Annotated in this window: 8 protein-coding genes and 1 pseudogene; all 9 read right to left on the bottom strand. The window is 42.2% G+C overall.

Translation table 11 applies throughout. The features are described 5' to 3' along the window. Positions 1-7 precede the first annotated feature (7 nt). On the bottom strand, positions 8-436 hold the full coding sequence (locus BVE84_RS09270; RefSeq protein ID WP_076996742.1) for a DUF5082 domain-containing protein: 429 nt from the start codon (positions 434-436) through the stop codon (positions 8-10). Between the two features lie 132 nt (positions 437-568). Further along, a complete protein-coding gene (gene essC / locus BVE84_RS09265; RefSeq protein ID WP_076996741.1) occupies positions 569-5,020 on the bottom strand; it encodes a type VII secretion protein EssC in 4,452 nt (1,483 codons plus the stop codon). After that, entirely contained in the window at positions 5,010-6,200 is a 1,191-nt protein-coding gene (essB, locus tag BVE84_RS09260) for a type VII secretion protein EssB (protein WP_076996740.1), read from the bottom strand. Before essB ends, essC begins: the two co-directional genes overlap by 11 nt. After that, positions 6,197-6,448: an EsaB/YukD family protein gene (locus BVE84_RS09255; RefSeq protein WP_228062240.1), complete on the bottom strand. Its 252-nt coding sequence runs from the start codon at positions 6,446-6,448 to the stop codon at positions 6,197-6,199. The genes essB and BVE84_RS09255 overlap by 4 nt, the downstream gene beginning before the upstream one ends. Next, entirely contained in the window at positions 6,445-6,930 is a 486-nt protein-coding gene (locus BVE84_RS09250) for a type VII secretion protein (protein ID WP_076996739.1), read from the bottom strand. Before BVE84_RS09250 ends, BVE84_RS09255 begins: the two co-directional genes overlap by 4 nt. 98 nt (positions 6,931-7,028) lie before the next feature. After that, positions 7,029-10,487, bottom strand: a complete 3,459-nt coding sequence (esaA, locus tag BVE84_RS09245) for a type VII secretion protein EsaA (protein ID WP_076996738.1) — start codon at positions 10,485-10,487, stop codon at positions 7,029-7,031. Between the two features lie 64 nt (positions 10,488-10,551). Continuing rightward, entirely contained in the window at positions 10,552-10,845 is a 294-nt protein-coding gene (locus tag BVE84_RS09240; protein WP_076996737.1) for a WXG100 family type VII secretion target, read from the bottom strand. A gap of 594 nt (positions 10,846-11,439) precedes the next feature. Further along, on the bottom strand, positions 11,440-12,612 hold the full coding sequence (locus tag BVE84_RS09235) for a chloride channel protein (RefSeq protein ID WP_228062241.1): 1,173 nt from the start codon (positions 12,610-12,612) through the stop codon (positions 11,440-11,442). An 82-nt stretch (positions 12,613-12,694) separates the two neighbouring features. Continuing rightward, positions 12,695-13,282 (bottom strand): annotated as a pseudogene (locus tag BVE84_RS09230) (TrkA C-terminal domain-containing protein); the annotation flags it as partial. Positions 13,283-13,408 lie beyond the last annotated feature (126 nt).

Genomic DNA, 13,408 nt, shown 5'->3' with positions numbered 1-13,408 from the left:
CTACTCCCTAAAAAATAGCTGCCAAGAAACTTTCAACTGCATTCCAGGCACTTCCAATAGCACTAGCCAAATCTCCTAACTCCAATTTGCGCTTGGCTATTTCCATATCTAACTGCGCCAGATTCATTTCATGGCTATTCTGATGCGTATTCATCGTTGTCGCAATTTCTGATAGAGTCTTATCAAATGTATCACGCCTTGTCCCTTTAAAGGTATCTGTAGAAATAGTTGTAGAATATTGAGAGACTGTATTACGAAACTCACTATAAGATTGAATTTGCTTAGAGAGTTCTTTTCTTGCAGATTCTAACTGCTCAACCTCTGCTTTTTTCTTATCGTATGCCTTCTGGTACTGATTTGCCAAACTTTCATAGCAACTAGCTTGCGCTCGATTATACGCATTACTGGCAAGCCGGTTTTCTTCAAAATCACTCATCTTTACACCTCTTTTTGACTATACCTTATAACTATACCTTATAATTAATAGAATTATATCAAAAATCTCAATGTTTTACCATTAAGAATTAGAAAGAAAACCACAAATAAAAGCAAGTCAAACGACTCGCTTTTATTCACTGATAAGCTTAATACGATAACCATCTCGGCTAGTAAAGTAATTGTATTCGTCTACTCCAACCACGGATTCTGTAAAGCTACTCTTAATCGATACAACATTCTGGTCTTGGAAACGAATACCGATACAGCCCGCAGGCACATTGACCTTGAGAATCTTATCAACTTCCATATAGCCATTGACAATCTGACGCAACTCACCCATAAAGATGAAGTGCAGGCCAACTGCCCCTCCTTTGTGTAAGAGAGTTTTAAAAGCATCTTCTGTCATCTTGAGATTCATAATCTTGCTGAGGGCTTGTGCTTCTGGAATCAAGATGTAAATTGGATGAGCCAAATCAGCTGGCGTGCGTACATCCACCTCAGCCTGCATATCCATAAAGAAGCCAGGAATTCCCTCTCCAACAAACACTTCGTCGAACAACCCTTCCGACTGATGGTAGTTTCCTGTCGGATCCACCAAGAACTTCTTGATGTGGGGAGGTATCTTTTCTAGACCTGTAAGAAGCGCTGCTTCTCCATATTCCAACTGCTGCATGGTATCATAGAGAAGTTCAAAATAGCCATCTCGCTTCGGTACAAAACCAACTGGATGCGTACTTTCCTTATCAAAACCGATTGGCAATTCTCCTCTTTGCCACATAGCTTGAACTCCCTCGTGCTCCCCAAAGAAGCTCGTAGAAATCTTGCTTGGCAACATAGGCACTGCTTTTGGACGTAAACCTAGCCATTCTTGATTCATCGTTTGGATTTCCGCTGTCAGGCGAGAAAGGCGCTCAATATCGTCTTTCCCTTCTACTGGTAGATAGACTTGTAACTCCAAGACTTCTTCCTGTGTCACCTGAGCGCGACCGACAATTTCCTGACCTGGCAAAGCATCACGGCCCATAACCGTCCGAAGCGCCCCTTCTTCTACTAAATAGAAGCTCAAAGCATTGGGAATAGTCGAGCTCATCCGTAAACGCAGGCTACTAGCACTGAGTACGGTTATCAGAGTATAGATTCCCAGACTAGCTCCTTCACGAAGAAGCTGGTTAACAGCTGACTCAATGGTTTCCTCTAATGGGCTTTCTCGTACCGAGTCATAGCCATCAAAGAAGTTAAGAAGAACAGGGAGAGCTTGACCGGTCTTTTGCTCATACTGCGATAAGCTAGACACTCCAGCCTCTGCAAAGAGGGCCTTCCTCTCTTTCATTAGACCATCCAGACGCTTCAGATACTTGATGAGCTTTTCTCCCTCATCCAGTCGCACCAGATCTGCTACATGCGGTAGCTCTCTGACTGGCAAAAGACCATTTGTCCCAAAGTCAAAGAGATTGAACTGAACTTGCTCTGGCGTATTTTTTCGTGCTAGATTCATGAGGATAGTTTGAAGAGCTGTTGATTTTCCAAAGCCCGGGGACCCATATAAGACGGTATTACCCAACTCCTCGATATCAAAGTGATAGACCTCCTGCTTTTGAGCGCTTGGCAGATCCAGCATTCCTAGTGGAATGGAGAGTTGACGAGGATTCACCCACTCTGCTTGATGGTCAATCACCTCTCCTACTAGCTCTTCTCCAAGAGGCGGTAGCCACGGCTTTTCAGGGAGGATGACTTGCAGACGCTCCGTCTCCTTACTGATATAATCGATCACAGCTTCCAGCTCTGTTTTTTGCTCTTGCGTCTCTTCAAACGAGTAATCTCCGTCATTTCCGTCAATCAAGAGTTCGCTTTGCCCTAGCTGATTGACCAGCCAAATCCGTTCATCTACTTGATTGCCTTCATCGCTATAAGGCTGATACTCCGCTCCACTCCAGGCAGATTGGAAGAGTTCATAGATTTCGTTGTTGCCGACCTGAAGATAAGCACGACCAGGCTGAGTGATACTAGCCGCATCTGGGGTTTTAATAATCTCGTTTGAGTCAGAAGGATCTGCGACCTTGAGCGCTAGTTTAAAGCGAGAGTTGGACCAGATTTGCTCATCCACCACTCCAGATGGCTTTTGTGTCGCAAGGATCAAATGAACTCCTAGAGAACGTCCGATACGTGCCGTAGAGACCAGCTCTGCCATAAATTCAGGCTCATTTTGCTTCAGCTCCGCAAACTCATCTGAGATGAGGAAAAGGTGAGGCAAGGGTTCAGTCGGGTAGGCCTTTTTCTCTTCTGGATCGCTAAGTGCCTTCCTTTTTTTATAGAGCTTGGTATAACCATTGATATGATTCACACCAAATTTCCCAAAGAGGCGCTGTCGCTTTTGGAGTTCCGCTCGGATACTCTTCAATGCACGATCCGTTCCAGCTCCATCCAAGTTGGTAATAGCCCCCATCAGGTGAGGTAGCTTGGCAAAGAGATTCGCCATTCCACCTCCCTTAAAGTCAATCGGGAGAAAACCGACATCTTCTGGCGCAAAATTAAGGGCTAAAGATAATATGTAGCTCTGTACAATCTCAGACTTACCAGAACCTGTAGTCCCTGCTACCAATCCATGTGGACCATGGGTGCGCTCATGAAGGTTGAGTAGCACAATATCATCCTTCCCCCGAACACCTAGAGGTACAGCTAGGGACTTAGAGGTATCTGCCATCTGCCAGCGTTTTTCAAGCGCCAATTCCTCGACCTGCTTGACACCGTAGAGTTCCATAAAGGAGATTGTATCTGGAATTGAGTTTTTCTCTACCTCGATATGATTGAGATTCGCTAGACGGTAAATAGCTTCTTCTAGCTTACCTGTTTGAGGCAGACGATTGGGTTTGAAGTCTTGGTTGACATAAACGTGATGGTTATTAATGAGCTTGGCCGTTTCTCCATTTTGGTAGTCTACCACTGCCGTCACCGTCTCGGGCAACATATTAAGACTCTCCTTTCCCCAGATGACCGTTACCCCATACTGGGTCATGTCCTCTGCTAAAAACTCATTCAGACCATGTCCAGACAACCACGACTCATCCAAAATCGTCAAAACATAGTGCGGTGAGAAGACCTGCTCCTGCTTCTGTTCCCGGACAACCTGACGACGCTTGACCAACAGCTGATAGAAAGAGGTCAAGACCATATCTCTAGTCTGATCATCATGGATGAGACCTCGCAAATTGAAGCTCCGCATTTGCGCATGTGGCAGCCAACGCCATTCCTTCCAATGCTTTTCGTACTCTTCTGGAGAGACTAAGGTTACAAACTCCACATCATGGTAGGAATGGAGCGCCGCAATCTGAAACAATAGAGTTTGCACAGCGACTCTTAGGACCGGAACTGCTCCTGCCAGTCCCAAAGCCTGTTCGCGTAAAGATAAGACAATAGGAGCTTCCTCTAGCTTAGCATGCGGTTGCACAAGCTTTTGCTCGACAAAACGACTCCAGTCTTCCTTGCGATTGGTAGGCTGAAAACGCAAGGTATAGCTAGAAGTAATAGTTCCTGTTCCCAAATGAACTTTTAAAAAGTCCTCATTGGTAGACATTTTTTCATAAATCCGTGGATTGTAACTCTCCACTAAATCAACCAGTTCTTCAACAGACGGAAAGTTATAAGTCAACGCCTTCTTTTGTTCAGCCTTTAGACGGCTTAATTGGCTCCCTGTCTCTAAAAGATACTCTTGGTAGTCATCATTACGCTTTTGATTCTTCTCTTTGATTTCCTTTTTGTTCGTAAAATAACTGGATACTGAAAATCCAGCTGTCAAAAGACTAGCACTGGCCATTCCCATCATAAGCAGAGCATTCCTCTGCATAAAGACACTAGAGGCACCGCTAATGACCAGCATCCCAACAGGTGGTACGATTGCTCGCCATAGTTCACCACGTCTGAGTTTTTCTTCTGGCGCTGGTGAATTGATTTCCACCTTATCCTCAGGCTCTTTTAGGTAAATCCGTGGACTTCTGCGATAATTAGGAAACCCATGTGGAAACTCAGAGCGATAAGGCTCTTCAAACAAGCAATGAGATTGGAGGCTATATTGTCCACTCAAAGGTAAGAAATGAATCTGATGTTCCCGAAATGAGAAGAGGAAATAATCTACGACCAAGATATCCCCTATTTGAATAAGCGCCTCGACCTCATCCAGTCTTTGTCCGTTCAGATAAACTCTCGCTCCATTAGATAATCCGGATAAGCGATAGTTATTTTTATCCTGAATCTTCAGATAAAGGAGAGCCTGACTTTCTAGAGAAACATCTGCTTTCTTCTCCTTAGAAAAGAGCAAGTCTTGCTTAGGATAAGCAAGGGAATGAATCTGAATGAGGTCGTGTGGAAGAGCTAGCAAATCCCCTTCCTCCTGACCAGACCAAGAGATGCCATCCTTCTCAAGACCATTTTCGGTTAATGCAAGGTAACTCCCTCCAATGTCTAGTGAAGACTCTCTTTCGGTCAACTCCTTGTACTCAAAGCGTTCTTTAAACGAAAATACATGCCAAAGAACTGCTTCATCTGACAGCTTTTGACTCCAAACTGCTTGTTTGTCCCTAGTTGCCATTTTTAGTCTCCTTCGATGCACTATCTGTCTCTGAACTTCCGTTTAATTGTTCCTGTAACTGATCAATTTCTTTTTGATACTTTTCAAGGAGTTCTCGTTTTTTTGCCCCGCTCATGGTACTGTCCGTATTGACCTGATCATAGAGCTTGGTATATGCATGAAGAATATACTGAATATCCCCAATATTTTGAGCGATATCAAGCGCTTTTTCAAGCTCGCCACGACCGATATAAATCCAATAAGAAAGTGTATTCTCACTAGACTTCTGTGACAAATTACGCGCTACAGCATCTTTTTGTTCCTGGGTTAGATTATCTAGTTCTAACGAACTAGCCGCAAGTGTATATTGAACCCCCTTTGGGAGGCTATTGGGTTCTTCTGACTTGAGTCCTTCTACTACTGCTGTATAATCCTTGGCAATGTAGCTAGTCTCAGCCTGAATGATTTTATCCTGCTTAGGCACCACGTGAAAGGCATAGATTCCCATTCCAATTCCCATCGCAACCGTCACAACAGCGAGTCCCAAAGACCCCCATTTAAATAGTTGATAGTTCCTTTTCGATACAAAGAGCTTTTCTTTTTGACGCTTTTCTTCTTGGATATGAGCCTGCTCACCAATGAGAGAATCCACTTCATCAAATGTCTCTGCTGTAGAAAGTTTTTCCGCAAAGGCATTTTTAACCGCCGCAAGACTATCAATTAACTCCTCGAAGTTGAGCTTAGGTTGTAACATGAATACAGCTAAAGCCTTATATTGCTTTAACAAGTCCTCTTTCGTGAGCGAAAAAGGAACCACACTCTCTGTCACCCCTCTATGTCCTAAAAGAACACTTTCCCCACTCACAAATAGATTATCGGGATGGATAAAGGGTTTCATTGGTTGATCAACAGTTTCTTTTAAAAACTGTAACTTCTGAAAAAGATGGAGGCACTCAAGAATTTCTTTATTTGCAACAGCTTCTCGAATTGACTGATAACCTGCTGGAATGTGGTAAGAGAGAAGAAGGACCTCTTCTGTTTCTTCTTTCACTACTCCTTGAGCTAAATGGACTTTACTTTCTAAGAAGAAGCGATACTGCTTCATCCGATTCAGTTGAAATTGATTAGCGTATAATTTAATCTCTAATTCTCCAGCCTCTTTCGACCACTTGGATTGAATACTTGTCTCTTGTACTTTCATTTCTCTCTTCCCACAATTTCTAATTGATCTCCATTGCCCAAAGGAAAATCAGCCACCTGATCATCATCATAAAGGACGATTGCTTTGTTAGTCACCCGGAGATCAAAGTGACTTGGTAGCTCTTGATTCATGATTGCAAACGATTCACATATCAATTCTTTCACCCTTTTAAATGAAACCTGTGTTGGAAGTTTCAAATCATACACTTGATTTCTCCATTTTATACCAACCGTAATTGTATTCATCATACATTCTCCTTCTTGAAACGAAGTACCTTTGAGTACTTTTTCCCCAGCCAGACACCTAGATAGGTAACACTAAGTAGGCTTATTCCAAGTCCTAAAGTAGTCAGCCAAGTAGGCAATGAACTGCTAGAAGGACTCTCACCAGTCAAAATTGCCTCATCTGCCTTATAATCCGCTTGAAACAAGCCACGCGTCACCTTATCCTGACTCTGAAAGCTATTGGTATCTTTACTACCCATAAACAGAGAGGACTGCGCTTGGTGAACTTTCTCCTGCTGTGCTTTTTGTATCTGCTTTTCTTTATTCACACTATCTTCTAAAAATAATTCTGGAATATTCTTAGACTTAGTTGTCTGAGGGCTGTTCCCTTGATCGTAGATGGTCTGATTATTGATGGAAAGACTGCCGTCATCTGTTCTAGCATTTCTTGAAGCAAGAGACAGACACAACAATAACAAACCAAAGATGGCTTGAATCCGCTTCATAAGTCTCCTTTCCCACTTAGTAAAGATAACTTTATTATACTATAAATTGCACCCTCTCACAAGAAGACAAAAAGGATCCTTACGGATCCTCACTTGAACTATTTCTTTCTTGTAAAGAGATTGAGACTAACTCCGATTCCTACAAATAATAACAGGAGAAGAACTGTTACAACACTTAAGCTACCACCTACCAAGAGATAACTAAAGCCATTTTCAATATTTTGTAATGGAGAAAGTCGGTACAAGAGATTGAGGAAACTTCCTGACTGAGTCGTCACTCCCAAAATAGGAGTCAATAAGAGATAGAAGCCTAAGAGGGAGGCAGATACGATATACGTCAGATACGGAGCTTTCCTCAAGCCATAAGATAAGACTAAAATAAATCCAGTCATTAACGCAAAGCTATAAACAAACCACAAAACTCCATTAGCAGCTGTTGCCACTCCTAGTGTTACCCCTGAAAATAGAATTGCACCTACAGTCGCTACTCCCACTGTAGGTAGGAAACTAGTCAGTTTCAAATCCCACTTTCTCGCCGTCAAAAGATCTGCTTCTTCCTTTTCTTGTCCACCTTTAACAAAGCGTCCAAGCGTCATAGCTATGATAAAGGAGATAACCGATAACAACAAGGTCATATAATAAGGAATGATAGAAATATGACTTACTGACTGTGCCTTACCTTCTGTGACTTTGGTGGTAATGGGATCGGATAAGAAATTGAACACTTGCTTATTATCAGATCCTCCACTTTTCGTATTGGCAAGTACTTTTCCAAACTGTTCCGCATAAGAGGTATTTTTCTCAACCGTGCTACTTGTTTCCTTCACACTCTGATTCAGGCTAGAAAGTATACCATCTGCGGACTTTTGAACAGACTCTGTTGTCTCACTCAACTGTTGGATTTGTGGGGAGATATCTCGTACCTGAGCAGCTCCATATGCCGTAGCTTGTGCCGCTTTTTTAGAACTATCTCGTAAACTATCATATTGAGACAGGAGCGACTTCACTTCTTCTTCCAGCTTAGATGTGTCCATCTTTTCAGGTTGTGGATTTTGATCATTCACAACCGACTCATAAGGAACTTTCTCAGAATCCTTCCATTGATTATGAGCTTCGTCTAAGACCTTCTTCATCTCCCCATACCAAGTATTTAAAGCAGATGCTTGTTTGACAAGTAAATCTGAGTCTGGGAGAGACTGATACACTTGACGAAGAGTACCTTCCTTAGGATTATCTTTTTCACCCAGAATATCCATTACATCCTTCAACTGCTGGTCTACTTGTTTGTATAAACTATCTCCCGCAAGTTGGTACTTAGTGACTAAGACCTCCGATATTTCTGAAGCACGCTCATCATCCGTTAGGTTGTTGTAGAGACTATAGACAGAATCTGGACTTGCTTTTTCCACAAGAGTACCCGTAGAAAGTGCACTGGCAAATTGATTGATATCCAAACTTGTTGCTGGCGATGCAAAGAGAGTCACGATTTGTTGAGCAGTAAAGTCTAGGTTTTGGAAGTTTTTCAGAATCACAGGTAAGTCCTCCGTTAAAGTGTCATACTTACCATTAAAGACAGATAACTGACCAACTGCTTGAACTGAAATTCCATCTGTCCAACTATAACCCACCTGATTATAGGAATTCTTTTTTACATCATCAGATAAATTCCACTTTATCTGACCACTAATTGTGACACTCACCTTTTTAGGAAGCGTTGAATAGGTAGGTTGATTGACGTCTGGCGAAGTAGTTGGCGGAGTTGTCGTACTTGCACTTGCAGAAGTAGCGTTTGTAGTTGCTGTAGCGCCACTTGTATCCGTGCTTGGAGTGCTTGATGTTCCTGAATCTGGAGAGCTTACAGGAGTCGTTGGCTCAGTTCTTTCATTGATAAACGTGACCTGAATCGTATTTTCAGATACTGTAGCAGTTACATTATAGCCTGTATCTTTTAATTGTTGACGGATAGAAACTTCAAGCGAATCTTTCATCACACCTTCCAACTCAAGATTCCCCATCTTTGCATCATCTATGCTCAACTGGACTGTCTGGCTACCGGTTGACGGATCAAATTCTAATGTCTGGTGAATGGAATAGGTTGCTGGATTGAGCATAGCATCCGTTGAGAACAGATACTTAAAGGTTTCATTCTGTCCCAAAGAGCCTCCTAACTCACTACTATAACTACCCACAATTTTCAGTGCATTCCGATAAGTGGTTGCCTCATCGGATGAAATCAATCTATCTTGCTCCAATTTAGCGATGAGGTCACTCAAATCTCCAGATGAAATCAGTGGCAGACGGCTAGTAATCGCTTCAATGTACTGCTTAGGGAGTTTACTTCGGTTTCCAGGCTTCGTCATTAAATTCAAAATAGCTGAACGAACATCCTTATCCGTGGCTGTCTGATCGCTTAAGTTTTTAGATCCATAATAGGTCTCAGCAATAGTCTCTTTAAGAGAAAGCAAATCTATCGCTTCTTTTTCCAGAGACGTAATTTGTGCTTCTAGATTTTCCTTAACCTTACCTTGGGCAACTTTGTACTCCTCCGCCTTAGCTTTGAAATCAGCCATGAAGGAACCTATCTCCGTATCTGAAGACTGTAATTCCTTTAATTTCGTATTTCCAACAGTGTAAAGAGCATCGTACAGGTCAAAGTAATGTTTCTGATCGTCAATCCATTGCTTTTCTAACGCAGCTTTATCTTTTTCAGACTGCTCCTTGTACTGGTCAGTTGACTTTTCAAGACGAGTGTTAGCTTCTTTTGCAAACTGATTTACAGATCCTGTTGTAGATTCAAGCGATTTCCCAGAAGCATCTAAGGAATTGTTATTCGCTTCCATACTACTTGCGACTGATTTAACAAAAGCTTCTTGCTGGGTCTTAAAGAGTTCATTATCCGTCTTCAGACTGTTTGCGATGGATTGGGTACTTCTAAATGAATCTGGTAGTGTAGAAAATGGCGTCTGAATATTCGAGATGGTAAACGTATTTTGAGACGAGTCCGTAGCTACCATCTGATTCACATTAGTCTGTGCATCCGAAAGATTCCGAATGATGCTCGAAAAATACATCCGAACCACCCGTTGATTAAATCCTTGTAAGACCGTATTCACCTGACTGTGAACAGCCTGATTAGCTTGTTCGTTTTGCCCTTCGCGAATCTGATAAGAAACAATGGCTTTTTCTGGAGAAACGCTCTCTAAACTCAACAACTTCTCAGAAAAGTCTGATGGAAGAGTAATCACAGCATCAAACTGACCAGATTTCAATCCCGCTTCAGCAACACTGCGACTGGTCGTTTCCCAATTATTCTCCGTATCTTGATTAATTAAGGTCACAAAATCCGAACCTAAATTATAATCAGTATTTTCAAACCTTGCGCCTTTATCTTCATTCACAAGCGCATATTGAACCTTAGCAGTTTGCTTCCTTTCACTTGAATAGTGAAGATTCTGATCCTTTAATGCAAAATAAACAAGAGAACCCGATAATAGGGATACACATGCCATTGCAGTTAACATTTTTAAGTATCGTTTTCCTTTATGAGGACTATTCATTGTTCCTTTTCCTATTATGATTAGCAAAAAACAACGCCCCTTTCGAAGCGCCGTTTACCGATGATTAGTTCAAGCCAAATGAAGTTGCATCCTGACGGTCACGCTCAGCAACAGTATCTGCATATTGGTTCAGTTGTGCATGGATACTTTCAAGAAGTTGTTCCATTTGAGTTACGCTTACTGATAATTGTTGGAATTGTTCCAAGTAAGATTGGAAAGCCGCACCTTGCCATTGTCCTTGAAGACGACCATTTGCACTTGAAACCTTATTAATGGCATCTTTTAACTGTTCAGAAGCATTGGTATAAGTTTGAGCTTCAGACTTTAACTGTTCTGGGGTCAACGAAATTGCTGGCATATCATTTTTCTCCTTTTTGACTTGGTCATCTTCCTGACAACCTTATAGTCAATATTGTATCACAAACTTATCAGATTGCAAGTATTTTTTAATTTTGATTCGGCTGTAATACTCTTTAATACTCAATAAAATCAACAGTAGACTAGCTTTCACAATTAAGAATTGTGAAAGGTGGGATAGGAGATTAGCACCGCTAATTTCAGGTTGTAGACAAAGTATCTCTGAGAAAATTTGTCAATGTCAATATCGAAGGATAGTATCAGTGCTCTTATCTCTTCGTGAAAAGGCGAGCGAAGCGAGCTCATAACCGCTACTTTACGCCGTAGCAAAAAACACCAGAAACGTTATGTTTCTGGTGTTCGGAGATTTTGAGACTCAGGCTCAAAATCTAGGCATGAAATCCCGTAGGGAGTTGCTGCCGTCCGTGCTACCTAAGTAAAGTATCATAATAAAATAATCATTTTGAAGAAAATAAACTTTTTCTTCAGTCTAGTATGACATCTTCTTTCGTAACGCCTTCGGACCCTAACGAAATAGAGTAGATTTTAAAATATCTTCAAAAAAGAAAGATTGGGTCTTTGGTCCCAACCTCCCCTATTCTTCCTCCCTAATACGTATGATTTTTTGCGCTCCATAGATGGATTGACTAAAATTAAGTATGTAACTGATAATAATGGTAATGATAAAAAATGGGAGATTCTGAAATCCAAAAACTTCTCCACCAATCAATATAGGAGCAAGCAAGGTATTCGTCGCACTAGCAAACACACTGATATAACCAGCAGCGGCTACCAATTCGATCGGAAGTCCAAAAATAGGAGCAAGAACCACGCCCAGTGAGGCACCAATCGCAAACAAAGGAGTTACTTCTCCACCTTGAAAACCAGCCACCAAGGTCAGCGTAGTAAAAAGTAATTTCAGCAGAAAATCATAGCTGTAGATATGATGGGTCGAAAAACTAGCTTCAATCAAGTTGGTTCCAAGGCCTGCATAGCGTCCAAAATGAGCCAAGCTAAGCGCCAAACTGAGCGCCAAGCCTATCAAAGCAATCCGCCAATAGGGATTTCTCACATAAGCAGCAGCCTGCTTTTTCAACAAACCTTGCAGATAGACAAATAAATTTCCCGTCATTCCAAACAAAAGCCCTAGCAACACGCATTTCAAAAATACCTCCACTGTAATGGTCTGTGTAAGAGGGAGGAGGTGCGAAAATTTTTCCAAACCTAAAAGGTTCGAAAGGCTACTGGCGGTATATACTGCAAATAAGCAGGGAATGAGGGCGTACAACTGTAACTGACCAATCATCAAGACTTCTAAACCGAAGAATAAGGCTGCGAGGGGCGTTTGAAACAAACCGGCAAAGCCTGCAGCCATCCCTGTCACCACCAGTACTTGGGAAGCATTTGGAAAGGTGAAATAAGGATAAAAGCGATGTGCAATGGTCGCTCCAAGCTGCACTGCCACCCCTTCTCTACCTGCACTCCCACCAAAAAGATGGGTCAGCCAAGTTGACATCACAACCAAAGGAATCAAGATCAAGGGAATGGTCTTTCTTTCACCGTATGCCACCTCAAACATCAAGGCCATCCCTTTTTGTGCCTCCTTACCAAAACGCTGGTAAAAAAAGACAATCACGACCCCTACTAACCCCAAAAAGGGGAGAAGATAAGGGAGGGCGGTTAAGCGAATATCCCCTATATACAGTAACACCCGACCGAAGATAGTATCAACGATTCCAGCGAGTAGCCCAATAATGACCCCTACCATTGCCAAATGCAGGCACAGTCCATAAGAATGTTGGTAGCTAGCGCTTATTTTATCCATTCGTTCTCCTTTTTCTATTCGTTCTCTACATCAATAAGGCTTTGACCCTCCCCATTTCCCTCTCATTCACCACCACAAAAATAGTAGCTCCTGCGTGCAAAATCGTATCACCGTCTACCAATTCGGACTTGCTGTGATGAATTTGAGTCGTAATAAGGATATTTTTTGACAGAGACAATTCTCTTACCTTTTTGCCAGCAATCTTATCTGAAACAACCATCTCCATTAAGGTTGGCTCAACGATGTCCGTCATATGTGAAATCGTCATCTTAGCCAGCATGGCTTCATAAATCGGTTCTCCCTTCAACAAATCCATCACAATGTAGGCAACTAACGTGACTATCCCGATGGTCATCAGCTGCTTTAAATCCCCCACCATTTCCGTCACTAGAATCATGGCAGTCAGCGGTGCTTTTGAAATAGCCCCAAAATACCCTGCCATTCCTAAAACAATAAAGAGCGGGAGGGCATCTCCTGAAATCAGGTGAAACTGTTCTAGAATCAAGCCAAAGGCCATTCCCAAAAGAGCCCCCAGTGTCAACATGGGGAGGAAGATCCCTCCTGGTAAACCACTACCATAAGAAATCATACTCCCAACAAATCGAATGCAAAAGTCATAACCACCCGTGAAAACGGGTGGCTTGTACACCGGCTGTAAGCCGTTTCTCTCCAGCGACGTCTAAAGACGTTCGCTGAACTTCGTTCAGGTTAGTGCTATAATTACTTGACTAATGCCCGT

Origin of the sequence: Streptococcus azizii, from assembly GCF_001984715.1 — a bacterium.
Taxonomy (GTDB): domain Bacteria; phylum Bacillota; class Bacilli; order Lactobacillales; family Streptococcaceae; genus Streptococcus; species Streptococcus azizii.
Note: the sequence above shows the minus strand (reverse complement) of the source record. Positions and strands in the feature narration are given on the sequence as shown.

Excerpts from the sequence above, each read along its gene's own strand:
- BVE84_RS09270 (WP_076996742.1), bottom strand. The coding sequence starts at position 436 with ATGAGTGATTTTGAAGAAAACCGGCTTGCCAGTAATGCGTATAATCGA.
- essC (WP_076996741.1), bottom strand. The coding sequence starts at position 5,020 with ATGGCAACTAGGGACAAACAAGCAGTTTGGAGTCAAAAGCTGTCAGAT.
- essB (WP_076996740.1), bottom strand. The coding sequence starts at position 6,200 with ATGAAAGTACAAGAGACAAGTATTCAATCCAAGTGGTCGAAAGAGGCT.
- BVE84_RS09255 (WP_228062240.1), bottom strand. The coding sequence starts at position 6,448 with ATGATGAATACAATTACGGTTGGTATAAAATGGAGAAATCAAGTGTAT.
- BVE84_RS09250 (WP_076996739.1), bottom strand. The coding sequence starts at position 6,930 with ATGAAGCGGATTCAAGCCATCTTTGGTTTGTTATTGTTGTGTCTGTCT.
- esaA (WP_076996738.1), bottom strand. The coding sequence starts at position 10,487 with ATGAATAGTCCTCATAAAGGAAAACGATACTTAAAAATGTTAACTGCA.
- BVE84_RS09240 (WP_076996737.1), bottom strand. The coding sequence starts at position 10,845 with ATGCCAGCAATTTCGTTGACCCCAGAACAGTTAAAGTCTGAAGCTCAA.
- BVE84_RS09235 (WP_228062241.1), bottom strand. The coding sequence starts at position 12,612 with ATGGTAGGGGTCATTATTGGGCTACTCGCTGGAATCGTTGATACTATC.